Origin of the sequence: Gordonia sp. NPDC127522 (assembly GCF_042672305.1) — a bacterium.
Lineage (GTDB): Bacteria > Actinomycetota > Actinomycetes > Mycobacteriales > Mycobacteriaceae > Gordonia > Gordonia hongkongensis.
Genome location: NZ_JBHXVK010000017.1, coordinates 1 through 24,113, shown reverse-complemented (window position 1 = coordinate 24,113; position 24,113 = coordinate 1). Strand labels below are relative to the sequence as shown.

General features: G+C 68.5%; 23 protein-coding genes. 13 read left to right on the top strand and 10 right to left on the bottom strand.

The genetic code is table 11. The features are described 5' to 3' along the window. Positions 1-132 precede the first annotated feature (132 nt). The 4 genes from ACFVHY_RS20125 (at position 133) to ACFVHY_RS20110 (ending at position 4,828) form a co-directional block, all read left to right on the top strand. Positions 133-1,956: an acyl-CoA dehydrogenase gene (locus ACFVHY_RS20125; protein ID WP_390275045.1), complete on the top strand. Its 1,824-nt coding sequence runs from the start codon at positions 133-135 to the stop codon at positions 1,954-1,956. Positions 1,957-2,021: 65 nt separating this feature from the next. Next, entirely contained in the window at positions 2,022-2,783 is a 762-nt protein-coding gene (locus ACFVHY_RS20120; RefSeq protein WP_390275043.1) for an SDR family NAD(P)-dependent oxidoreductase, read from the top strand. A 31-nt stretch (positions 2,784-2,814) separates the two neighbouring features. Continuing rightward, positions 2,815-3,333: a PH domain-containing protein gene (locus tag ACFVHY_RS20115; RefSeq protein WP_390275041.1), complete on the top strand. Its 519-nt coding sequence runs from the start codon at positions 2,815-2,817 to the stop codon at positions 3,331-3,333. Further along, positions 3,320-4,828, top strand: coding sequence for a PH domain-containing protein (locus ACFVHY_RS20110; protein WP_390275039.1), 1,509 nt, complete (start codon positions 3,320-3,322; stop codon positions 4,826-4,828). Before ACFVHY_RS20115 ends, ACFVHY_RS20110 begins: the two co-directional genes overlap by 14 nt. 25 nt (positions 4,829-4,853) lie before the next feature. On the opposite strand, the gene chrA is transcribed toward ACFVHY_RS20110, so the two are convergent. Further along, the gene (chrA, locus tag ACFVHY_RS20105; protein ID WP_390275140.1) at positions 4,854-6,308 is read right to left on the bottom strand and encodes a chromate efflux transporter; all 1,455 of its coding nucleotides are present in this window, start codon (positions 6,306-6,308) and stop codon (positions 4,854-4,856) included. 172 nt (positions 6,309-6,480) lie between these two features. Between chrA and ACFVHY_RS20100 the strand changes: the two genes are divergently transcribed. The 4 genes from ACFVHY_RS20100 to ACFVHY_RS20085 all read left to right on the top strand — a co-directional run bounded on the left by ACFVHY_RS20100 (position 6,481) and on the right by ACFVHY_RS20085 (position 10,074). Beyond that, positions 6,481-6,957, top strand: coding sequence for a Chromate resistance protein ChrB (locus ACFVHY_RS20100; protein ID WP_226513797.1), 477 nt, complete (start codon positions 6,481-6,483; stop codon positions 6,955-6,957). Next, complete coding sequence (locus tag ACFVHY_RS20095; RefSeq protein WP_390275036.1) at positions 6,954-7,385, top strand: chromate resistance protein ChrB domain-containing protein; 432 nt, start codon at positions 6,954-6,956, stop codon at positions 7,383-7,385. The genes ACFVHY_RS20100 and ACFVHY_RS20095 overlap by 4 nt, the downstream gene beginning before the upstream one ends. A gap of 149 nt (positions 7,386-7,534) precedes the next feature. After that, on the top strand, positions 7,535-9,367 hold the full coding sequence (locus ACFVHY_RS20090) for an FAD-dependent oxidoreductase (protein ID WP_390275034.1): 1,833 nt from the start codon (positions 7,535-7,537) through the stop codon (positions 9,365-9,367). Positions 9,368-9,408: 41 nt separating this feature from the next. Beyond that, a complete protein-coding gene (locus tag ACFVHY_RS20085) occupies positions 9,409-10,074 on the top strand; it encodes a TetR/AcrR family transcriptional regulator (RefSeq protein WP_211538395.1) in 666 nt (221 codons plus the stop codon). Here ACFVHY_RS20085 and ACFVHY_RS20080 read toward each other — a convergent pair. After that, entirely contained in the window at positions 10,005-10,520 is a 516-nt protein-coding gene (locus ACFVHY_RS20080; RefSeq protein WP_390275139.1) for an NUDIX domain-containing protein, read from the bottom strand. The two genes, ACFVHY_RS20085 and ACFVHY_RS20080, sit on opposite strands and share 70 nt — an antisense overlap. A gap of 79 nt (positions 10,521-10,599) precedes the next feature. Between ACFVHY_RS20080 and ACFVHY_RS20075 the strand changes: the two genes are divergently transcribed. Next, positions 10,600-12,309: a nucleobase:cation symporter-2 family protein gene (locus ACFVHY_RS20075; protein WP_390275031.1), complete on the top strand. Its 1,710-nt coding sequence runs from the start codon at positions 10,600-10,602 to the stop codon at positions 12,307-12,309. A gap of 28 nt (positions 12,310-12,337) precedes the next feature. On the opposite strand, the gene ACFVHY_RS20070 is transcribed toward ACFVHY_RS20075, so the two are convergent. After that, positions 12,338-12,715, bottom strand: a complete 378-nt coding sequence (locus ACFVHY_RS20070; protein ID WP_390275029.1) for a cupin domain-containing protein — start codon at positions 12,713-12,715, stop codon at positions 12,338-12,340. A gap of 156 nt (positions 12,716-12,871) precedes the next feature. On the opposite strand from ACFVHY_RS20070, the gene ACFVHY_RS20065 reads away from it, so the two are divergent. The 4 genes from ACFVHY_RS20065 to rsgA all read left to right on the top strand — a co-directional run bounded on the left by ACFVHY_RS20065 (position 12,872) and on the right by rsgA (position 15,920). Further along, entirely contained in the window at positions 12,872-13,105 is a 234-nt protein-coding gene (locus ACFVHY_RS20065) for a hypothetical protein (RefSeq protein ID WP_390275027.1), read from the top strand. Next, entirely contained in the window at positions 13,106-13,489 is a 384-nt protein-coding gene (locus tag ACFVHY_RS20060; protein WP_374610521.1) for a VOC family protein, read from the top strand. A 72-nt stretch (positions 13,490-13,561) separates the two neighbouring features. Continuing rightward, positions 13,562-14,863, top strand: a complete 1,302-nt coding sequence (gene aroA, locus ACFVHY_RS20055) for a 3-phosphoshikimate 1-carboxyvinyltransferase (RefSeq protein ID WP_390275025.1) — start codon at positions 13,562-13,564, stop codon at positions 14,861-14,863. 22 nt (positions 14,864-14,885) lie between these two features. Then, positions 14,886-15,920, top strand: a complete 1,035-nt coding sequence (gene rsgA, locus ACFVHY_RS20050; RefSeq protein ID WP_390275022.1) for a ribosome small subunit-dependent GTPase A — start codon at positions 14,886-14,888, stop codon at positions 15,918-15,920. Positions 15,921-15,932: 12 nt separating this feature from the next. On the opposite strand, the gene ACFVHY_RS20045 is transcribed toward rsgA, so the two are convergent. From ACFVHY_RS20045 to ACFVHY_RS20015, 7 genes are all read right to left on the bottom strand, one after another. Beyond that, a complete protein-coding gene (locus ACFVHY_RS20045; protein WP_390275020.1) occupies positions 15,933-17,132 on the bottom strand; it encodes a fatty acid desaturase family protein in 1,200 nt (399 codons plus the stop codon). A gap of 72 nt (positions 17,133-17,204) precedes the next feature. Next, the gene (locus ACFVHY_RS20040) at positions 17,205-18,548 is read right to left on the bottom strand and encodes a fatty acid desaturase family protein (protein WP_390275017.1); all 1,344 of its coding nucleotides are present in this window, start codon (positions 18,546-18,548) and stop codon (positions 17,205-17,207) included. A gap of 232 nt (positions 18,549-18,780) precedes the next feature. Further along, positions 18,781-19,899, bottom strand: a complete 1,119-nt coding sequence (locus ACFVHY_RS20035; RefSeq protein ID WP_068970077.1) for a GNAT family N-acetyltransferase — start codon at positions 19,897-19,899, stop codon at positions 18,781-18,783. Between the two features lie 106 nt (positions 19,900-20,005). Continuing rightward, complete coding sequence (locus ACFVHY_RS20030; protein ID WP_390275015.1) at positions 20,006-21,121, bottom strand: ferredoxin reductase; 1,116 nt, start codon at positions 21,119-21,121, stop codon at positions 20,006-20,008. Between the two features lie 76 nt (positions 21,122-21,197). Next, the gene (locus ACFVHY_RS20025) at positions 21,198-21,764 is read right to left on the bottom strand and encodes a DUF6912 family protein (RefSeq protein ID WP_058251938.1); all 567 of its coding nucleotides are present in this window, start codon (positions 21,762-21,764) and stop codon (positions 21,198-21,200) included. 66 nt (positions 21,765-21,830) lie between these two features. Next, positions 21,831-23,321, bottom strand: coding sequence for a wax ester/triacylglycerol synthase domain-containing protein (locus ACFVHY_RS20020; RefSeq protein ID WP_390275011.1), 1,491 nt, complete (start codon positions 23,319-23,321; stop codon positions 21,831-21,833). Between the two features lie 55 nt (positions 23,322-23,376). After that, the coding region (locus tag ACFVHY_RS20015) for an Rv3235 family protein (protein ID WP_390275009.1) at positions 23,377-24,113 on the bottom strand (737 nt) is incomplete at its 5' end.

Genomic DNA, 24,113 nt, shown 5'->3' with positions numbered 1-24,113 from the left:
CGGCCGTGTCGCCGCCCGGGACAACCCACTGGCGAAACCCGGGTCGGGGCGAGCCCTGATGCCGGGGCATGATGGACGGGCGACGGACCTCCGCGTACCAGCGTCCGCCCACCTGAACGACGAGGAAGTGCGATGACCACACCCATGTCCCGGCGGGACCTCGAGTTCCTGCTCTACGAATGGCTCGATGTCGAGGCGCTGACCTCGCGGGAGCGCTTCTCGGCACACTCGCGGGAGACCTTCGACGCCGTGCTCGAACTCAGCGCCGACATCGCGATGAAGTGCTTCGCACCCGCCAACAAGATCGGCGACGCCAACGAGCCCTACATCGGTGACGACGGCAAGGTCGTCCTGCCCGACGAGATCGTCGCCGGCCTCACCGAGTACCGCAAGGCCGGTCTCATCTCGGCCTCCTTCGACGACGAACTCGGCGGCATGCAGCTGCCCACCGTCATCCGCCAGGCCTCCGCCGTGTGGTTCCAGGCCGCCAACGCCGCGATGTCGTCGTACAACTTCCTCACCGTCGGCAACGCGAACCTGCTGGCCGAATACGCCACCCCCGAGCAGCGCGACACCTGGGTCCGCCCCCTCGTCGAAGGCCGCTTCTCCGGCACGATGTGCCTGTCCGAGCCACAGGCCGGCTCGTCGCTGGCCGACATCACCACCAAGGCAGAACCCGCCGGCGACGGCACCTACCGCATCACCGGCACCAAGATGTGGATCTCGGGCGGAGACCACGAACTCACCGAGAACATCGTCCATCTCGTCCTGGCGAAGATCCCCGGCGGCGGACCCGGCGTCAAGGGCATCTCGCTGTTCATCGTGCCCAAATACCTCGCCGACGGAACACGCAACGACGTCGCGCTCGTCGGCCTCAACCACAAGATGGGCAACCGCGCCACCACCAACACCCTGCTCAACTTCGGCGACGGCACCTTCCCCACCGACTCCACCCAGACGGCTCCCGGCGCTGTGGACGATCAGTCCGCTCGCTCCGCTCCCGGCGCTGTCGGCTACCTCGTCGGCGACGAACACCGCGGCCTGTCCTACATGTTCCACATGATGAACGAAGCGCGCATCGGCGTCGGATTCCTCGCCACCGCACTGGGTTACGCCGGGTACCGGGCCTCACTCGACTACGCGAAGGTGCGTACGCAGGGCCGACCCGTCGACCACAAGGACCCGTCGACCAAACCGGTCCCGATCATCGAACACGCCGACGTTCGTCGCATGCTGCTCGCCCAGAAGTCCTACGTCGAAGGCGCTCTCGCGTTCGGGTTGTACTGCAGCACCCTCGTCGACGAGGCGGCCACCACGACCGACCCCGCCGAACGCGACCGGTTGAACCTGTTGCTCGAGGTGCTCACCCCGATCGCGAAGAGCTGGCCCTCCCAGTGGTGTCTCGAGGCCAACAGCCTCGCGATCCAGGTCCACGGCGGATACGGTTACACCCGCGAATTCGACGTCGAGCAGTACTACCGCGACAACCGGCTCAACCCGATCCACGAAGGTGCCCACGGCATCCACGGCCTGGACCTGCTCGGCCGCAAGGTGATCATGCAGGGCGGGGCCGGTCTCGCCGCGCTGGCCGAGACCATCGAGGCCACCGTCGCCCGCGCACGGGCTGTCGACGGACTCGACACCCTCGCCGACACGCTGCACGCGGTGGTGGACCGGCTGGTGAAGGTGACCGCGCACATCTGGTCGGCGGGCGACCCGAAGCTGTCGCTGGCGAACGCGACCGTCTACCTGGAGACGGCCGGCCACATCGTGATCGCCTGGATCTGGCTCGAACAACTCCTCGCCGCCGACGGCCGGACCGGTGACTTCTACGACGGCAAACGCGCTGCGGCACAGTATTTCTTCCGGTATGAACTACCCAAGACCGGCCCACAGCTCGATCTGCTGACCGCACTCGACCGCACCACCCTCGACGTCGAACCGTCCTGGTTCTGACACCGATTCCGACTCGACCGGCGCCCCGCGTCGTTCACCGTGCTGAGTACTCAAGGGAGACAACGATGTCCGTGATGGATCTGTTCGACACCACCGGCAAGGTGGTCATCGTGACCGGCGCCTCGTCCGGGCTGGGGGTCTCGTTCGCCCGCGGCTTCGCCGAGGCGGGCGCGGACGTCGTACTCGCCGCGCGACGGGCGGAGAAGCTCGCCGCCACCGCTGCCGCCGTCGAGGAACTGGGCCGCAAGGCGCTGGTGGTCCCCGCCGATGTCGCCGACCCCGAGCAGTGTCAACGGGTCGTCGACGCCGCGATGGAGACCTTCGGCAAGGTCGACGTGCTCATCAACAACGCCGGCGTCGGGACCGCGTACCCGGCGACCCGCGAGACCCCCGAGCAGTTCCGCGGCGTCATCGACGTCAACCTGAACGGCTCCTACTGGATGGCCCAGGCCTGCGGGCGGGTGATGCAACCGGGTAGCTCGATCATCAACATCTCGTCGATCCTCGGCATCACCACCGCCGGGTTGCCGCAGGCGGCGTACGCCGCGAGCAAGGCCGGCGTCATCGGCCTCACCCGCGACCTGGCCCAGCAATGGGGCGCGCGCAAGGGCATTCGCGTCAACGCCATCGCCCCCGGGTTCTTCGAGAGCGAGATGACCGACACCTACCAACCGGGATATCTCGACTCCCAGATGCCCCGGGTACTCCTCGGCCGGACCGGACACGGCGAGGAACTCGCCGCCACCGCGATCTGGTTGTCCTCGGCCGCAGCCGGATACGTCACCGGCCAGACGCTGCCCGTCGACGGAGGCATCACCGTCACCTAGCATCGGGGAACCCACCCCTAGACTGGCGGCAATGGACCCCTCATCTGATCCGACCGTGCCGGTGCACCCGACCCTGCGCGACCCGGTCAACATTGTCGATCCACGCGCCAAGACCCTGTGGCGCATCGGCCCGCTCGTTCTCGGGGTCCTGGGTGTGGTCGCCGCCGTCGTGGTGGCCGTCGTCGTCGACCAGGCGCGATGGATCGCGGTGCTCGCCGTGGTCGTCGTGGTCGTCGTGACCGTCGCCTGGGTCGCGGTTGTCCCGCAGTGGCGCTACCGCTTTCACCGCTGGGAGGTCAGTGACGACGCGGTGTACTCGCAATCGGGCTGGTTCGTCCGGCACCGCGTGATCATCCCGATCGCCCGAATCCAGGTGGTCGACACCGAGGCCGGGCCGATCGAACAGTTCCTCGGGCTGGCGACCCTCACCGTGACCACGGCGTCGTCGGCCGGGACGATCCACATCGCCGGTCTCGACGCGGAGGTCGCACGGACGACCGCCGCCGATCTGACCATCCGCACACAGGCTTTCACCGATGACGCGACCTGAGCCGTTCGCCGTCGACGGGCCGGAGGACTGGCACCGGTTGTCGCCGTGGATGATGGCCGTCAAACCCGTCGAGCTCCTGCCCTCACTGATCCCGGTCGTGATCGCGCTGGTCTTCGCCGGCTCGGGTGCGCCGCTGTTCACCCTGATCGCCACCGCGGTCATCGTGCCGTTCGTGACGGTGGTGCCCTGGCTGACCACGCGCTACCAGGTCACCGATGAGCACGTCCGGGTGCGCAGCGGGCTCGTCACACGCAAGGTCGCGACCGCGCGCCGGGACCGCATCCGCAGCGTCGACCTCACCGCGTCCCCGGTTCACCGCGTGCTGAAACTGCAGAAGGTCAAGATCGGCACCGGAGGGGACGACGAGTCGTCGGCGGTCGTCCTCACCGCACTCACCGTCGACGAGGCGCGGGCGCTGCACGACAATCTGATGGCCACGCGCACCCTCCAGGGACCGTCGGCGCTCGCCGGCACCGACCCCGACGACCCGACCGCCCCGGTGGCGGCCGAGCACCCCACGGTCCTGGCGCGGTTCCAGACCTCGTGGCTGCGCTACTCCCCCTTCTCCGTCGCCGGGCTCGCACTGGCGGCGGGCGCCGCCGGCCTCGCCGTGCAGATCGCCAACGACGCCGGGGTCTTCGCAGAAGGGATCGGATTCGCGCGCGATGCCGTCGACTCCGTCCGCGAGACCGCGATCGGACTCGTCGTGCTGGGTGCCTGTCTGCTCGTGATCGTCGTCGGCGGAATCCTGTCCGTCCTGGGGTACGTCCTGAACTACTGGAACTTCCGGCTCCTCCGCCATCCCGACGGGACCCTCCGCACCGAACGCGGACTGCTGACCACCAACGCGATCAGCTTCGACGAACGGCGCATCCGCGGCAGTCACCTCACCGAGCCGGTCCTCATGCGCCCACTCAAAGGCGCTCGCCTGCAGGCGATCGCCACCGGCAGCACCAAGCACCCGCTTCTGCTGCCACCGGCACCGATCGACGAGGCGATGCGGGTGGCCGGTCTGGTCACCGACGAACGCACCGAGCTCACCACGCCGCTCGTCGGACACGGCGTCACCGCCGGGCGGCGTCGGATCAACCGCGGATTCCTGTCCGGCGCAGTCGTGCTCGTCGTCATCGGCGTCGCGGTACTCACGCGCGCCCTCCCGGCGCCATGGCTGGCGGTGGGGGTCATCGCCGTTCTCGGCTCGACCGCGCTCGGTGTCGTCCGCGCCCGGCACCTCGGGCATCGGCTGACCTCTCGCTCGGTGGTCATCGCACCGCCGAGCGTCGCGCGGCAACGCATCGTCGTCGACCGGGACGGTGTGATCGGCTGGGCCAGCCGTACGTCGCTCTTCCAGCGCCGGGCGGGCGTCACCACGTTGATTCTCGCGACCGCGGCGGGCGCCGAGCACTACGCACTCGTCGACGTCGACGACGAGACCGCGGCAGGTGTCGCCCGTGATGTCTCGCCCGACTGGATCCGCCCGTTCCTCGTGCCCTGACGACACCCGTTCAGGTCAGGGTCGTTCAGGTCAGGGGCAGGCCGACCGCGGCGGCGAGCAGGCCGAGCACCGCGCAGATGCCGAGGGTCCGGAGCACCGACTGCTTGAGCGGATAGATCAGGACGAAGGCGATCACGGTGATCACCACGGCCAACGGACGCAGGGTGTCGAGATGCGGGACCGCGAGGTGCAACGGCCCGGCGGTGACGACCGTGGTGTCCCGGAACAGCGTGTGCAGTGCGAAATACAGTGCGAGATTGGCGATCACGCCGACCACCGCGGCGGTGACGCCGTTCAGCGCGGACGTCAGATGCCGGTTGTTGCGGAGCTTCTCGATGAACGGCGCGCCGAGGAAGATGAACACGAAACTCGGCACGAACGTGACCCAGGTGGTCAGGAGTGCGCCGATGGTCGCCGCGACCCAGGGGTCGAGACCGCCCGGATCGCGATAGGCGCCGAGGAACGCGACGAACTGGACGACCATGATGAGAGGGCCGGGGGTCGTCTCGGCGAGTCCGAGTCCGCGCACCATCTCACCCGGCGTGACCCAGCCGTAGACCTCGACCGCCTGCTGGGCGATGTAGGCCAGGACGGCGTAGGCGCCGCCGAAGGTGATGAGGGCGGTCCACGTGAAGAACGTGCCCTGCTGGGTGAACACACTGCCCGTCCCCGTGGTCGCCACGACGATGCCCATCGGGATGATCCAGGCCAGCGCACCGACACCGAGGACCACCCCGGCGCGACGCCAGCTCGGGGATGCCGTGTGGATCGCGTCGTCGGCGATGATCGGCGCGGGCCCGTCGTCGGCGACCTCCTTCTGGGCGGCGACGACACGGCGGCCGGTCAGCCAGCCCAGGACGCCGGCCACGGCGATGACGATCGGGAACGGGACGGCGAAGACCGCCAGGGCGATGAACGCGGCGACCGCGATCGCGATCTGCACGGGCCCGGTGAGCGCCCGTTTGCTCACCCGCGTGACCGCCTGGGCGACGATGGCGAGCACCGCGGGGCCGATGCCGGCGAACAGGGCCGCCACGATGGTCGTCGCGCCGAAGGCGACGTAGATCGCCGACAGCCCGAGTATCGCGATCACCCCGGGCAGGACGAACAGGATGCCCGCGATCAGCCCACCGGCGGTTCCGTTGAGCAGCCAACCCACGTAGATGGCCAATTGCTGGGCTTCGGGCCCGGGCAGCAGCATGCAGTAGTTGAGGGCATGGAGAAACCGGCGCTGGCCGATCCAGCGCCGGTCATCGACCAGCGCTCGCTGCATCACCGCTATCTGACCCGCGGGACCCCCGAAGGTCTGCAGCGAGATCAGGAACCACGCGCGGGTCGCGGTCCGCAGCGAGACCCCCGCCGTCGGGTCGACGTGGTCACCCGACTCGACGGCCGCCGACCCTTCGGTCTCCGGCGGACTGTCCGCACGTCTCGACGCATCCGAACTCCCGGGTCGACCGGATCTCTCCGACATCGCCACTCGCACCCCTTCCACCACGCACCAACGTGCCCACGTCGCCGCGATCGTGCGGCTCCCAGCAGATGCAACCACGGTTACAATCCGATTGTCCAGGGTTGAACGCGCGGTGAGCGGCGGGTCACGACATCGACCGCTGGTGCATGATCGGATGGCATGCCGAGGAGGTGCTGGAGTGTCCGAAGACTGGGTGATGCTCGTGTATCGGGTTCCCCGAGAGCCGTCGACGCCGCGGATCGCGATCTGGCGCAAGCTCCGGAAGTACGGCGCCTACCAGCTGACCGACGGGGTGGTACTGCTGCCCGCCAGCGCCCGAACCCGCGAACAGCTCGAGTGGGTGGCCGAGGACGCGGTCAGCGCAGGCGGATCCGGCGAGGTCTGGTCGGCCGCGCCCACCAACCCGGCCGAGTTCGAACGCATCCGCGCCGAACTCCAGTCGGCCCGCGGAGCCGAGTACGCGGAGATAGTCGTCGAGGCGCAGCAGGCGGAAGACCATGCCGACCCCGCGAAACAGCTCGGCGTCCTGCGTCGCAGGTTCCGTGAGATCACCCGACGGGACCACTTTCCGACCGAGTCGCGCGAGACCGCCCGACAAGCACTTCGCACACTGGCCGACCGACTCCTCGAGACCGAACCGGCGAGGCCGTCGTGAGGTGGGCGACCCGGGCCGGCGTACACATCGACCGGGCGGCGTGCGCGTGGCTGATCCGCCGGTACGTCGATCCCACCGCGGAGTTCGTCTTCGTCACCAGCGCAGACGAAGTCCCCTCGGACGCAACGCCGTTCGACATGCGCGGGGTCGAACTGGGCCATCATGACGGCGACTGCACGTTCGAGACGATCCTGAAACGGTACGAACTCACCGACCCGGTCCTGTGGGCGATCGGAGAGATCATCCACGAAGCCGACATCGAGGACGACCGCTACGACGCGCCGGAAGCGCCGGGCCTCGATGTCGTGTTGCGCGGCCTCTCCCTCATCGGCGACGACGAACACACCCTGTCGGTCTCCGATGCCGTCTTCGACGGTCTGTACGAGTACTTTCGCCAACGCACCCTCACCGGCCGCGAACCGTCGTAGTCAGCCGCGGGGCGCGTCGGAGCACCCCGTGAGACGATTCGCCAAAACCGTCCGACCCACTTCGACGCTGTGGTAGACATCACAGCAGATAAGTCAACGCTGACTGTTCTCCACCGTCGCGGACAGTCGTCGACAAAGGGGTCATGGGGATGTCGGACGCCACTTCCACTTCGAACAGCAACTCGCCGAACAGCTTTCCGCGGCGGTCCATGCTGCGCGGATCGGCTGCCGCCGCAGTCCTGGCCGGTACCGCAGTGGCGCTACCGGGCGTCACGGTTCCCTCTGCGCGTGCGGTGCCACGACACGGCACCGGCCGCGGACGCGACGTCGCGATCTTCGGCGGCGGGATGGCCGGCTTGTCCGCGGCGCATGAACTCGTCGAGCGCGGCTTCGGGGTCACGGTCTACGAGCCGTCGCGCCTCGGCGGCAAGGCCTACAGCCACGACGTCCCCGGCACCGCACGGGGTGGTCGCCTCGCACTCCCCGGCGAGCACGGTTTCCGGTTCTTCCCGGGTTGCTACCAGCACGTGCCGGACACCATGGAGCGAATCCCCGTCGGCAACAGCAACGTTCGTGACCGTCACCTCATCGACGTCGAGTCGGCGGTCATCGCCTTCGACGACGCCGGGTACGCCCCGACCACCGCCCCGGCATCGATCATGGGTTTCGTCCAACACGCGAACGAGATCGTGACGCTGGACAACCTGCGCAACGCGTTCATGACCGGACTCAAGTTCGTCGTCGATGTGCCGCCTCCCGAACTCGCGTTCTTCGTCACCCGCGAGCTGATCATCGCGACCAGTTGCACCGAACGTCGAATCGGCCAGTGGGAGAACCAGTCCTGGATGCAGTTCGTGAAGTCCAAGGGCAAGTCACGGGCGTATCAGCGATATCTCGTGGGCGCCCTCACGCGAGCGCTTGTCGCCGCCAAACCCGACACCGCCTCGGCACGGACGATCGGCCAGATCGGACTGGCGCTGGCCACCTCGGCGACCGGATTGATCAGCGGATACGACGCCGGGCTCGTACACGGCGGCGTCGACCGGATCCTCAACCGCCCCACCAATCATGCGTGGATCGACCCGTGGGTGGCCCACCTCCGCGGTCGCGGCGTCCGCTTCGAGATGGGGACCGGCCTGGCGCGACTGAATCTGACGCGCGGCCGGATCAGTGGAGCGCAACTCACCTCCGGCGCCCCGGTCGATGCCGATTGGTATGTCGCCGCGATGCCCATCGATCGCCTCCGTCCGTTGTTGTCGCTCGAGTTGGTCACGGCCGACCCGTCGCTGGCCGGTATCCACGCTCTCAAGGACGACTGGATGGTCGGCATCCAGTACTTCCTGTCCCGGCGCGCCGACATGCCGCCGAGCCACATCGCCGCGCTGGGTACCCCCTGGGCTCTGACCGGCCTGTTCCAGGCCCGCCCCTGGAACGTCGACTTCGCGCGCACCTACGGTGACGGACGAGTGAAAGATTGTCTGTCCATCGACATCTCGGAGTGGGAGAAGCCAGGCATCCTCTACGGCAAACCCGCCAAACAGTGCACCCGGCAAGAGATCGCGCGGGAAGTGTGGGCCCAGATGAGCCGAGCGATGAACTCGGGGGCCCGGAAGCTCCTGCGTTCGGAGGAGATCGTCACCTGGTCTCTCGACCCCGGGATCACCTGGTCGCCGTCCATCGCCAACGCCACACCGCTCATGGTCAACACCGCCGGCTCGTACAAGAACCGGCCGAACGCCTACACGTCGATTCCGAATCTGTTCATCGGCGGCGACCACGTCCGGAGCAACATCGATCTCGCGACGATGGAGGGCGCCAACGAATCCGGCCGCCGGGTGACCAACGCGATCATCGCCGCGGCCGACAGCCCCGCCCGCGCGGCGACCGTCTTCCCGCTCTGGGAACTGCCGATGCTCGAGCCGCTGAAACAGATCGACCGCGATCGTTACCGCGCGGGCCTCCCGCACATCCTCGACGTGTGAGGCCGCGGGTCATCCGCGCCGTGCCGAACTACGATCCTCGTGTGACCACCTCTCCCGGCGCCCCGCGCGCGCGGCAGCAACGCAGCGGGGTCACGCAGACCCGCATCCTCGATGCCGCGATCCGAGTCCTCGTCGATCGCGGATACGCCGCCGCGAGCACGGTCGCGATCCAGAACGAGGCGGGCGTGAGCCGGGGCCGGTTGTTGCACCACTACCCGTCGCGGGACGTCCTGCTGATGGCGGCCGTCGGACACCTCGCCCGCACCCGCATCGCCGAACTGCCCAGCCACGTCGAATGGCCGGCCGATCCGGTCGAGCGCATCGCGCTGGCCACCGACGTCGGGTGGTCGACGTTCCATCAGCCGTACTTCGTCGCGTCGATGGAGTTGTGGGTCGCGGCGCGGACGAATGCCAATCTGCGGACGGCATTGCTCCCCACCGAACGCGAGATCGGCCAGACCGTCCGGCGCGCGGTCGCCGGGTTCCTCGGTCCCGAGTTGACCGCGTCGCCGCGCTACGCCGCCCTCTACCCGCTGCTCCTGACGAGCATGCGCGGCGCGGCGACCACCTACCTCATCGACCGGCGCGACCCGCTGACCGACCCGCATCTCCCGCTGTGGCGAGACCTGACGCGCACCTACCTCCTCGGTGACGCCGGGTCCGCGGACCCCAGCGCCTCGAGCAGACGGTCGACGAACGGAACCTGAGCGGGGTTGAGCCGGGTCCGCGCGAGATCGACGGAACACCATTCGGCGCGGTCGATCTCGGGGAACGCCTGCATCCGTCCCGACCGCGGCGGCCACATCAGCTCGAAGGTGTTGCTGACGACCGACGCGACGTCGAGGTCGCCTTCGACGGCGAATCCGATCACCCGCTTGCCGCTCTTCAATCTGACCTCGCCGAGTTCGATCGGCGGGGCGTCGGGCACCGGGCTCCCGATCTCCTCGGCGTACTCGCGTCGCGCGGCGGCCCACTCGTCCTCGCCCGGTTCGACGAGCCCCTTGGGCACCGACCACGACCCCGCGTCCGGTTTACGCGCCCAGATCGGACCCCCGGGGAACACCAGGAGGACTTCGACGGCAGCGGCACCGTCGGCCGACGTCGTCCGGCGATAGAGCAGGATTCCCGCGCTGCGGCGGGAGGCGGTGGCCATCACGGATATATCTTGGCGGAAACGTCGCGGATACACGCTCGCGCCTTCACGGAAACGTGCGAACCGTAGAACACTGACCATGTCGGTTCTCGATGTCGTCAAGAACGGAAGGTCCGCCGCGCATCCCGTGGACGAGATCCCGCCGTTCATCAAGCTGTTCCCGCTCGGCCTCCAGCACGTCCTGGCCATGTACGCCGGGGCCGTCGCGGTACCCCTCATCGTCGGCGGCGCGATGGTCGGCGCCGGCCAACTCGAGCAGGGTGACATCGTCCACCTGATCATGGCGGACCTGTTCGTGGCGGGCATCGCGACGATCTTGCAAGCCGTGGGGTTCTGGCGGTTCGGGGTCCGACTCCCGCTGATGCAGGGCGTCACCTTCGCCGCGGTCGGCCCGATGATCACCATCGGGACGTCGTACGGCATCACCGCCATCTACGGGTCGGTCATCGCGTGCGGGTTGTTCATGATCGCCGTCGCACCGATCGTCGGGAGACTGATCCGTTTCTTCCCGCCGCTGGTCACCGGGACGGTCATCCTCATCATCGGGGTGTCGCTGATGCGGGTGGCGGCCGGCTGGTTCGGCGGCGGCACCGCCGCGGGCCCCGACTTCGGCGACCCGAAGAACATCGCCTTCGGATTCCTCACCCTGGCCGTCATCATCGGCATCGAACGATTCGCCCCCGCGGCGATCCGCCGGGTGTCGATCCTGCTCGGCCTGGCGGTCGGCACCCTGATCGCGATCCCGTTCGGCATGACGCACTGGGATCAGGTCGGCGAGTACCCGTGGGTCGGCATCCCGCAGCCGTTCCAGTTCGGCGCACCCACCTTCGAGGTCAGCGCCATCATCTCGATGATCATCGTCGGCGTCGTGATCATGACCGAGACCACCGGCGACATCGTCGCCGTCGGCGAGATCGTCGACCAGAAGATCACCCCGCGCAAGCTGGCCGACGGAATGCGCGCCGACGGCCTGGGCACCGCCCTCGGCGGCGTGTTCAACACGTTCCCCTACACGGCCTTTGCGCAGAACGTCGGCCTCGTCGCGATCACCGGGGTCAAGACCCGCCACGTCGCGACCTGCGCCGGCGTGATCCTGGTGGTCCTCGGCCTGCTGCCCAAGATGGCCGCCGTCGTCGAGGGCATACCGCTGCCAGTGCTCGGCGGGGCCGGAGTCGCTCTGTTCGGGATGGTCGCGGCCAGCGGCATCCGGACGCTCGCGAAGGCGAAGCTGAACAACACCAACATCCTGGTCGTCGCGATCTCCGTCGGTGTCGCCATGCTGACCGAGGCCAAGATCTACTACACCGACCGCGAACTCGGCGAAGCGCCGGTCAACGTGGTCCTGGATCTCTACGCCCAGTTCCCCGACTGGTTCCAGACCATCTTCCATTCGGGGATCTCCGCGGGTGCGCTCACCGCGATCGTGTTGAACCTCCTGCTCAACACGCGCAGCGTTTCCGCCGATCCGGTCGACTACCACAACACCGGCGACATCGCGGTGGTCCGTGCACCCGACGGATCAACCGACCTGTCCGGCGCCGACGCCGTACGGGCCGCCGCCTTCGACCCGCGCGACGCATTGGCGGCCGCCGACCCCGACACCCCGCCCGACACGCTCCGCTACCTGGCCGACCACGACGCGTCGCTGCACCCGTTCATCGTCACCAATCCGGCTGCGCCCAAGGATCTGGCCGACCACATCAAGAGCCTCGGCGACCCGAAGGTGTTGCGGCTCTTCGACACCTGGGACGGTTACACCTCGGGCGGGTTCTCGCGGCGCGGTTCGTGACGGGCTCGGTTTGGACCGTGGTCGGTCGTCATCCGGCCTGCTGTTTCGCGTAGTTGCTGGCGCCGTAGAAGTCCACGAGGACCACGGGATCGTCGCCGACCACCCAGGCGTCGTGCCCGGAGGGCAGGGACGTGATCTCCCCGGGACCGGCGTCGAACTCGGTGCCGTCGGCCATCGCGATGTGCAGGACCCCGGAGACGTGATACTGGAAGTGCGGTGCCTCACACAGCTCGGTGCCGGCGATCGGTTTGACGTCGACCGACCATCGCCAGCCGGGCTCCAGGGTGAGCCGGCCGATGTCCGAGGTCCCGACGGTCAGTATGTCGACATGTCCGTGCCCGAAGGTGCGCACCTCGTCGGGTTCGGCGAAGGCGCGGTGTTCGGTCCGGTGCTCGATGCTGGTCATGATCCCTCCCGGTGATCGCGTACGAAACGCCCGACCCCGACGACAACGGTAGGCCGCCGACCTTGCGTTTGTACTGCGACGACCGCACGATCGCGCAACGGTCGGGCCGCTCCCGAATCCCGCGCACCGCGCCCGGTTCGGCCTATCGTGGAACCCATGTCCCCCAGTTCTGATCCCGAGCCGATCGACGACGACGGGCGCATCGTCGACCCCGACCTGCCGCACGAGTGGCCGCACGATTCCGCGTTCGCGTTCGGCGATTCGACTCCCATCGGCGAGACGGACCGGCTGGCCCGCGAACGGGCCGCGTACGAGGCCGCGAGCCACGGGAGCGACCTCAATCGCGGACACGCCCTGGGCGGCTCCGCCGGCACCACCGAGGGGCAGTAGATGGAGGTCCTGGCCAGCCGGGTGCTCCTGCTCTCGGCCGATCCCGAACGCCTGCAGTCGTTCTACCGCGACCGGCTCGGTCTGCCGGTCCACCGCGAGTATCCGGGTGGTGTCGTGTTCTTCGCCGGCAACGGGCTCATCGAGATCTCGTCGCACATGAAGACCGACGAGCCGGCCCCGTCCAGCGATTCGGTTCTCTGGCTTCAGGTCCGGGACGCCGAGGCCGTCGCCGACGAGTTCCGCGACCGTGGCGTTCCCGTGACCCGCGAACCGCGCACCGAGCCGTGGGGTCTCATCGAGATGCACGCGACCGATCCCGACGGCCGGACCCTGATCGTCGTCCAGATCCCCGCCGATCACCCGCTGCGCAAGGACACGCGATAGATCGGGAACCCACCGCCGTGGACGGCCCATCGGCGCCGGGGAACGTGAGCACCCCATGACAGACTGGACGCCATGAGTTCCTGGAACGCGCCGACGATCACCAAAGGCGGCCTGGATGCACCCGCCGGAGGCGGCCTGGATGCAACCGTGGAGTTGCCGGGTTCCAAATCGATCACCAACCGCGCTCTCGTCCTCGCCGCCCTCGCCGACGGGCCGTCGACCGTCCGTGGAACCCTCCGGAGCCGCGACACGAACCTGATGCTCGCCGCGCTCGAGGCCCTGGGCGCCGAGATCCGCATCGACCCCGCGAGCGAGACCACGGTCTCGATCGTGCCCGGACCCCTGCGGGGTGCCGCGATCGACTGCGGCCTCGCCGGGACCGTGATGCGGTTCCTGCCGCCGGCCGCGGCCCTGGCCACCGGGCGTGTGGTCTTCGACGGCGATCCCCACGCGCGCGAACGGCCGCAGACCACCATCCTCGACGCGTTGCGCGGGCTGGGTGTCGCCGTCGACGGCGATCGGTTGCCGTTCACCATCGACGCCACCGGCACCGTGCCCGGCGGCGAGGTCACCATCGACGCATCCGGGTCATCGCAGTTCGTATCGGGGCTCCTGTTGTCGGCGGCCCGGTTCGAGGCCGGCGTCGTGGTCCGGCATGTCGGCGCGGCTGTCCCGTCGACCCCGCACATCGACATGACCGTGGAGATGCTGGCGACGGCCGGCGTCGTCGTCGACACCTCCGAACCGAATGTCTGGCGCGTTGCCCCGGGACCGATCGCGGCCGTCGACTGGACGGTCGAGCCCGACCTGTCGAATGCGGCCGCGTTCCTCGCCGCGGCAGCCGTCACCGGCGGTACCGTGCGGGTGCCGTACTGGCCCGCCGTGACCACCCAGCCCGGTGCACGGATCGCGGACGTCCTCGCCGCGATGGGTTGTGCCGTCGAGCATCTCGACGGCACGCTGTCGGTTCGCGGACCCGCGGTACTCAAGGCCGTCGACCTCGACCTCCGCGACATCGGTGAACTCACCCCCACCATCGCCGCGCTGTGCGCGCTCGCCGACGGGGAGTCGGTGCTGTCCGGAATCGCCCATCTCCGCGGCCACGAGACCGACCGGCTCGCCGCGCTCACCACCGAGATCACCCGCCTGGGTGGGACATGCGCCGAAACCGGCGACGGACTGCGCATCACCGGCACCGCCGGTTCCCCGTTACGCGGGGGTACCTGGGAGTCCTACGCCGACCACCGGATGGCCACCGCCGGAGCAATTGTCGGCCTGGTGACACCCGGTGTGGTGGTCGCCGACATCGAGACGACGAGCAAGACGCTGCCCGACTTCCCGGGGATGTGGCAGCAGATGCTGGGGCGCGCATGAGCTCTCGAGGACAGGCGCGCCGTTGAGTCGCCGCGCGGCGAGCTACGACGAATCCGACGTCCGGGTCCGTCCCGGGAAGGGCACCCGACCGCGCACCAAGACGCGACCGTCGCACGACGACGCCGAGCAGGGCATGGTGGTCTCGGTCGATCGCGGTCGCTGGGGCGTGGTGCTCGACGGCGACCCGGATCGGCGCGTCGTCGCGATGCGCGCCCGCGAACTGGGTCGCACTCCGATCGTCGTCGGCGACGACGTGTCCGTGGTGGGCGACCTGTCCGGCCGGCCCGACACGCTGGCGCGCATCGTCCGGGTGGCCGACCGTCGAACGGTGTTGCGCCGCACCGCCGATGACTCCGATCCCTACGAGCGGATCGTCGTGGCCAACGCCGATGCACTCCTCATCGTGACCGCCATGGCGGATCCACCGCCGCGCACCGGATTCGTCGAACGCGCACTGGCCGCGGCCTACGTGGGCGGCCTGTCCCCCATTCTGTGCCTGACGAAATCGGATCTCGCCGATCCCGCCGAATTCACCGCGGCCTTCGCCGATCTCGACCTGCCGGTGGTGTGCGCGGGCCGCGACGACCCGCTCGACGCGATCCTGTCGACGTTGCGCGGTCGGATCACCGCGTTCATCGGCCACTCCGGGGTCGGCAAGTCCACTCTGGTCAATCGTCTTGTCCCGGACGCATATCGGGCGACCGGCGTGGTGTCGGGAGTCGGCAAGGGCCGGCACACCTCCACCCAGTCGGTGGCGTTGGCCCTGCCCGACGACGCCGGCCCGCGTGGCTGGGTCATCGACACACCCGGCATCCGGTCGTTCGGACTCGCGCACGTCGGACCCGACGACATCGTCGCCGCCTTCGACGATCTGGACGCCGCCATCGAGGAATGTCCCCGCGGCTGTACACATCTGGGCCCACCGGCGGATCCCGAGTGCAAGCTCGACGAGCTGATCGGCCACTCGTATCGTCGCGCGATGGCCGTGCGCCACCTCCTGGTGGCGGTCAGCGGCGGCGAGGGCGACGCGGCCGAGGAGCCCCGTTCGCCGGAGTGACCGAGTGGCGCGCTACCACCGTCGACGCCGGGCGCGCAGCTCGCGGATCGCGGTCTTGAGGCCCGTGGCGCGGGGGGTCATCCCGGCGAAACGCCGCTCCGACGCGGTTTCCGGGGCATCATCGGCGGTGTCGCGCAAGAACGAGTCGGGCAGGGCCAGCTTGTTGATCGTGCGCAGCGTCTGAAGATACTGCACCACAATCGATCCCGTGGTGTAGGGCAGATCGTACTTGTCGCACAGCGCGCGCACCCGCACCGCGATCTCGGCGTACCGGTTGCTCGGCAGGTCCGGGTACAGGTGGTGTTCGATCTGGTAGCAGAGATTTCCGCTGAAGAAGGCCATCGCGGGTCCGGCCTCGAAGTTCGCCGTGCCGAGCATCTGGCGCAGATACCACTGGCCCTGCGTCTCGTTCTCGAGTGACTCCGCGGTGAACTTCTCCGCGCCGTCCGGGAAATGACCACAGAAGATGACGACGTAGGCCCACACGTTGCGAATCAGGTTGGCACTGAGGTTCGCGGTCAGCGTGTGCTTGAAATTCGGTCCCGACAGCGCGGGGAACAGGACATAGTCCTTGGCCAGCTGCTTGCCGACCTTGCGCGCGAACACCTTCAGCTGCGGGATCGCGACCTCTTTGGGCTTCTTCCCCGAGATCGCGTCCTTGATGTCGAGGTCGTGCAGACCGATGCCCCACTCGAACAGCGCCGCGAGCAGGATGTTGGTGACCGGCTGCAGGAGCTGCTTGGGCTTCCACGGCTCGTCGCGCGTGACCCGCAATGTCTTGTAACCGACGTCGTGATCCATGTCGAGGACGTTGGTGTACTTGTGGTGGATGTAGTTGTGCGAGTGCTTCCAGTGCGGGGACGCGCACACCATGTCCCATTCCCAGGTGGTCGAGTGGACCTCCGGGTCGTTCATCCAGTCCCACTGCCCGTGCATCACGTTGTGCCCGAGCTCCATGTTCTCGATGATCTTCGAGAGCGCGAGCGCTCCGGTCCCCAGCAGCCACAGGGGCCGGGAGCGGCTGCCCAGCAGCGCGGCGCGGCCCGCGACCTCCAGGGCGCGATGCGCGAAGATGGTGCGCCGAAGATATCGGACGTCACGCATGCCGCGGTCCGCCTCGATCTCACGGCGGAGCGCGTCGAGCTCGGCGCCGAGTGCTTCCACGTCGGCGTCGGTCAGATGCGCGTACTCGTTGATATCAGTGATTGCCATTGCGCCTCATTATGCCCCTGTTGAGGCCACTGCCTTGGTCTCGATGTGTGCCGGCCGTTTGACCTGCGCCGATCAAGCGGCCTGCTCGTCGGAGCGGGTGCCCGACGTATCGGCGCCGATCCGCGAACGAAGCGAGCGGAGCGAACCCTGGTCTCGCCGCCGGGAGCGGAGCGACGCGATGGCTGAGCGCAGTCCACGACGCGTGCCGGTCGTCTCGTCGATCGTCGCCTGCAGACGCGCACCTTCGGGCAGCCCCTTCTTGAAGCGGCGTTCGGAAGCGGTCTCGGGTGCGTCGTCCGCGGTCGCCGACAGGTACTTGTCCGGCAGCGAGAGCTTGGCGATGGTCCGCCACGCCTTCGCGTACTGCACCGGGAACGGACCCGAGGTGTACGGGAGGTCGTACTTGTCGCACAGGGCCCGCACGCGCACCGCGATCTCGGCGTACCGGTTGCTGGGGAGATCGGGGAAGATATGGTGCTCGATCTGGTACGACAGGTTCCCGCTCATGAAGGCCAGGGGGAATCCGGCGTCGAAGTTGGCGCTGCCGAGCATCTGGCGCAGGTACCACTCCGCCTGCGTCTCGTTGTCGATGTCCTGCTTGGTGAACTTCTCCGCGCCGTCCGGGAAGTGACCGCAGAAGATGACTGCGTTGCTCCACACGTTGCGGATGACGTTGCCGAGCGCGGTCGCGGTCGCAGCCTTGGCATACGCTCGGCCGTAGCCGACCTTGTGCCCCGTCGTGGCGCTGACCAGCGCGGGATAGGCGAGATAGTCCTTGGCGACCTGCTTGCCGATCTTCGACAGGACCTCGTTGCGATTGCGCCGGAACTCTTCCTGGGCCTCCGGGGTCTTGCGCTTCTTGCCCAGCTCGAGGTGCTGCACGGCGACCCCGTACTGGAAGGCGAGCGCGAGAATCGTGTTGTACACGAGATTTCCGTAGTTGAACGGACGCCACCGCTGATCGCGCGTGACGCGCAGCAGTCCGTAGCCCACATCGTCGTCCATGCCCAGCACGTTCGTGTACTTGTGATGGATGTAGTTGTGGGTGTGCTTCCAGTGCGCCGACGGGTCGGTGTTGTCCCACTCCCAGGTGGTGCTGTGCACCTCCGGGTCGTTCATCCAGTCCCACTGCCCGTGCATCACGTTGTGCCCGAGCTCCATGTTCTCGACGATCTTCGCGACGCCGAGGGCGCACGCACCCGCCCACCAGGCCGACTTCCGAGTCGAACCGAACAGCAGGGCGCGGCCGGTGACCTCCAGCCCGCGCTGGAATCGGATCGTGTTGCGCAGGTACCGCGCATCCCGCTCACCACGGTCGGCTTCGATGTCGGCGCGGATCGCGTCGAGTTCGGCTCCCAGAGCGGCCACGTCGGACTCGGTCAGGTGCGCGTATTCGGGGATGTCGGAGATCGCCATACGTGTGGTTCCCTTCGCCGGTGGTCGGTCGATGGCGCGACTTCGAGGTGCGCGTGTCGACCGCTGCCTACGCCTACGTTTCCGTAACTTACGCAAGCGTAGGTTGGCGACGGCGTCGTGTCCAGTGAGTGTGACGAACCGGGACTCAACCGATCAACGGAACGGGTTCCGTGCCGGCGAGGAAGCTGCACAATCGACGCGAGACAGTGGATGGTCGACGGGGCGGGACTAGTCAGTCCTTGCGGTCGGCCTCGTAGTCGTCGCGGAACAGCTCGAATCCCACGAGGTCCTCGAAGACGCCGTCGGACCGGGCGGCGAGTTTCTGTGTGCCGAACTCGCGGAAGCCGGCGATGCGGGCGAGCTTCTTGCTGCCCTCGTTGCTGTCGGCGGCGAAGAGGGTGAGGCGGCGAAACCCCAGCTTGTCGAAGGCGTACCGGACCGCAGCCGGAAATGCCTCGCCCAGAACGCCTTTGCCGCGGGCCTCGGGGTGCGTGTAGAAACCCGCCTCGGCACCGGTGACCTCGTCGATGTGCAGCAGGGTGATGTCGCCCAGGTAGTCGTCGGTCTCGCGATCCGCCACCGCCCAGGTGCATGTCGTGCCCTGCGCGGCCGTCCACCACTTGCGGAGGCGTTCGGCCGCAGCGTGTTCGAGTTCCAGCGGATCGGGGCGCGCGAACAGGTACTTGCGCGACACCGGGTCGTCGAGCGTCTCCCGGATGCGCGGGTCGTCGGTCTCCGCGAGCGGCCGCAAGCGGAACCGCTCGGTCTCGAAAACGTCTGTCCGCCAATCGGTCTTGGGATGCTGAGGATCGCCTGCGTGCAGCGATCCGACCCAGGCGTCGCGAATATGACCGCGGACCTCGATGCCGTTGGGAACCGCGGCGTCGAGACGGAAACCGCAGGAGTGGGCCACCCGCAGCGCGTCGATGTTGCCGGCGACGGTCGTCCATCGGACGACCTCTTTGTCCGCCTCGGTGAATGCGTAGTTGACGGCCAGCAGGACGGCGCGCTTCATCACGCCCCACCCGCGGGCGTCGGGGTGCAGGTCGTAGCTGAGTCGGGTGAGCGGTCCCTCGCCCTCGATGTCGACGGTGCCGACGAACCGGCCGTCGAATTCGACGGCCCACAACATCCGGGTGCCCTGCGCCCAGCTGCGCGGCGCGTAGTCGAGGGCGAAGCGCTCGGCTGCCGCACGACTGTACGGTGCCGGGATCGGTGTCCATCGCATCATGGCCGGATCCGCCGCGAGTTCGACCATCCGGTCGAGGTCGTGGGGCTCATGCGGCCGCAGGGTGACGCCTCCGTCACTCAGGACGGGGATCTCGCTGGGGACCGGGGCCTCAGCGGTCACTGGTGCCTTCGCCGGCGTTTCCACAGCACGATGTCCTCTCGCCACGCACGTCGTTCACCCTACCGGCTCACCGCTGGGCGCGAGCCACACGAGACGAAGACGCTGCTCAGACGGCGAGGGTGCAGTCCCCCGCCGCAGCGGAAACACAGGTCTGGATGCGTTCGCCCTCGACGTGTTCGACGCCCGAGCGCAGGTCCCGCACACATCCCTTGTCGAGCATCACCACGCAGCTCTGGCAGATCCCCATCCGGCATCCGAACGGCATCATCGCGCCCGCGGCCTCCCCCGCCTCGAGCAACGTGGTCGCGCCGTCGACAACCGCCGACTTCCCGGACCGGGAGAACGTGACAGTGCCGCCCTGGGCCCCGACGACGCCGCGTTCGAGGGCGAACCGCTCGATGTGCAAGTGCTCGGTCAGGTGCGCCTCCGCATAGAGGCGCTGCAGGCCGTCGAGGAACCCGGCGGGTCCGCACGCCCAGGTCTGACGTTCGCGCCAGTCGGCGCAGAGGGACGGCAGCACTTCGGGAGTGATCTGCCCGTCGGATCGCGTGTACTGCACATGCAGGTCGACGACGCCACTGTCCGCCAGGTCCCGGAGTTCGTCGGCGAAGAGCAGGTCGGCCGGCGTCGGCGTCGAGTGCACGAGTGTGATGTCGGTGCGCTGGTCGCGGTGTCGTGCGGTGCGCAGCATCGAGATGATGGGCGTGAGTCCGCTTCCGGCGGTCACGAAGAGAATCTTGGCCGGCAACGGGTCCGGCAGCACGAACTCCCCGCGCGGTGCGGCGAGCCGGACGACCGTGCCGGGCCGGAGACCGTTGACCAGGTGACTGGACAGGAAGCCCTCGGGCATCGCCTTGACCGTGATCGAGATCGTCTTGTCGTTCGCCGACGAGTCCGGAGTCGAGGTCAGCGAATAGGAACGCCACGCCCAGCGGCCCTCCATCAGGACGCCGATGCCGATGTACTGACCCGGGGCGTAGTCGAACGAGAAGCCCCAACCGGGCCGGATGCGGATAGTCGCGGTGTCCTCGGTCTCCTTGGTCACCGAGACGACCTTGCCCCGCAGCTCGCGGGCCGACCACAACGGATTCGCCAGGTGGAGATAGTCGTCGGGCAGGAGCGGCGTCGTGATCCGGGTGAGCGCGGCGCGGGCCCACTGCGAGCCGCGGCTGCGGGCCGCGACGCCGGAAACCGGTTCCTCGAACCTCTCGAGCAAACCCATCTCACTTACCGCCTTCGACGTCGGGGAACGTGTCGGAGCCACCATAACCTACGCAACCGTAGGTTAGTGGTTCGGTTCAGAGCAGCTCGAGGAGGAACGGCAGTTCCTGAGTCGCGTACCACGCGAGATCGAAGTCCTCGACGTCGCCGACCGCGAGTTCGGCATCGAGGTCACCCATGTCGGCGGCGTCGATGACCACCACGGCCGCACGGACCTTCGGCTCCGCCTCGGCGACGTCGACATGCACCGACGCGATCGCCGACACCGGGACGGGCCCGGCGATCTTGACCACCGCGTCGTCCAGGTCGGGACGCAGTGTCACGTCCTCCACGTCGGCCGCGACGACCACGCGCCGGGGAGGCAGACGCGGGGTGTCCGCGGAGTCGGTGACCGCCTCGTCGGCGACCAGTTCGGACTCGGACTCGCGGTCGCCGGCCTCCGGGGCCTCCCCGGCGAGCAGGCGCAACGACGCACGCGCGGCCTCGCGCAGCGCGACTTCGGACAGCTCCTCGTCGTCCCCGGAGACGAAGGCCTCACGCAGCGCGGGCGTCAGGGCGAATCCCGTGCCGCCCAGCGGACGGAACTCGCCGTCGGTATCGAGCCGCAACAGCATCGCCAATGTCGCCGGCAGGTACACCCTCATTCGTCAACTACTCCCGTTCGGCCAGCGGTAGGGCTGGGTCAGCTCTTCTGGGTCAGCTCTTCTGGGTCAACTCTTCTGGGTCAACTCTTCGTGGGACTCGAAGACGTAGTCGGCCATCGCGGGCAGATCGGCGATGACCCCGCGGTCGGCGACGAAGGCGAAGTGCAGATGGTCACGGTACTCGACGACGCTGATCGCCAGCGCACGCTGCGACACGAGGGTGGGAATCGAGAAGACCTGGCGCACCGGTGCGCCGAGGACGAAACGGTCCGGCACCGGCGACGTGCTCATCGCCACCGGCACGTTGTACGCACGGCTGTTCAGCGACCGGAACGCCCGAGAGCTGATCTCCGGGAACGGCACCACACCCAGTTCGGGGAAGAGCGGGCTGGGACCGAGAGTCATCCGGCGCGGCGACTGCGCATATCGGTCGGCCAGGCCGGCCACCTGCGCCAGCCGAACGGCCGGATTACTCTCCCCCACCGGCAGATCGGTGACGAAACTCGGTTTGCCGACCCCGATCCACCCGGGTTCCGGCTCGGCCGTGCGCTCGACACCCGGGTCGCGTGCTGACAGCGGCACGACGACCCGCACGGTGTCGGCAGGGACCTCGGCCGGATCGAACGACAGCATCCACTTGCGCATGACGCCGGAGATGATGGCCAGCTCGACGTCGTTGATGGTGCAACCGTGATGCTCGGCGACCTTTGCGCACCCCCGTCGCGGCAGTGCGACGGTGGTGAAGGACCGGGTGGTGGTGCCCGCGTTGTTCAACGGACTGCGCGGCGCCGAATCGGTCAGTTGCGACACCACGTCCCCCACGCGCCGCACGGTCGTGCCGACGGCGGACCGCATCTCGGACACGATTCCGTTGCCGTGGAGCACTGTGTCCACGAGGTCGCCCGGACGCGCGAGCGCCTCGGCGAGGGCACCGGCGACGAGATGGGTGCCGCCCGGCGGCCTGCCCGGCATCCACAACTCCTCCGGCAGCGGTTCCGCTGTCTCGGTGTCGTCGCAGATGACCTCACTGATCTCCCGGCTTCCCGCATCATCGATGAGGCATCGGTGCGACTTGGTCAGGATCGCGAGTCGGCCGTCGGCGAGACCCTCGATGAGATACATCTCCCAGAGCGGTCGCGTGCGGTCGAGCGGCCGCGACATCACCCGGGCGACGAGTTCGTCGACGTCGACGGTTCCACCGGGGCGCGGCAGACCCGCGCGACGGATGTGGAAGTTGATGTCGAAGTCGGGGTCGTCGACCCAGACCGGGCGCGCGAGCCCGAGCGTCACCTCTCGGACAACCTGGCGATACCGCGGGATGAGTTGAAGGCGGTTCTCGACCAGCGAGACCAGACCCGCGTAGTCGAGCGTCGACTGCCGGAACGCTCGCCTGGCCGCGTCGGACGTTTCGGATCCGGTGTCGCCCGGTTCGGCGTTCTCCGCGGTGGCCTGCGCGGCCGCGGGATCGACGATCAGCAACGCCCCGAGGTGGGTCGTGGACCGCGAATCGTCGAGGAAGTAGTACATCGCGTCGCGGGGCGACAGACGGGTGACCACGACGCCGATCGTAGCCGCCGACGCGGATTTCCGTGGTCTGCGCAGGAGCCACCCGTCAGCCGAACTCGAGGGCAACCAGCTGCCACCGGTATTCCACTCGACCCAACGATCGCCGGCCCGGGTCCGCGGCGCCACGGACCCGGATCGGCTTGCGCTCGATGCGGCCCGCGAACGCCCGGAGCCGCCCACCTCCCTCGTACGAGCCGAACACCTCTGCGGCGCTGGGATCGCACACCTGGACGTGCACGCGCCGCAGCACGTTCCCGGTCGACACCTGCGCCACCGGCGTCGATGCGGTCCCCGGCGTCCCGGTTCCGGTCGACTCCGGAATCCGAAAGGCGTCGTGCCGGACGAGGGCTGCGACCTGGTCGGCTATCGCCGGCGACACGACGTCGCCGAGGTGCGCGACCGAGCGACGCCGATCGACCACCTCGAACAGCAGCCGGGACACCGCAACGGTGAAGCGGCGGGCCTCGGCCGCGGCGACCGCGGTCTTGCGCGCCGAACCGGCACCCGGAGCCGACCCCGGGAACGGCCGGATGGCCGTCGGAGTCGCAAGGCCGTGCGGTGCTGCCACCACCGGACCGGCGGGCTCGTACGGCGGCGCCGGACGAACCCGGACCCGCGGTGTCTGCTGCGACGGCCGCGATCCGTGCGGCCGCGACGTGCTCGTGGGTGCGAGTTCAGGACCCGCCAGGAGTGGACGCATGGGATTTGGACGCACGGGGCGGCGTCCCGGTTCCATCGAATCCGAGAAAAACGCCGACGGTCGGTCCCGGACATCTCCGGGAC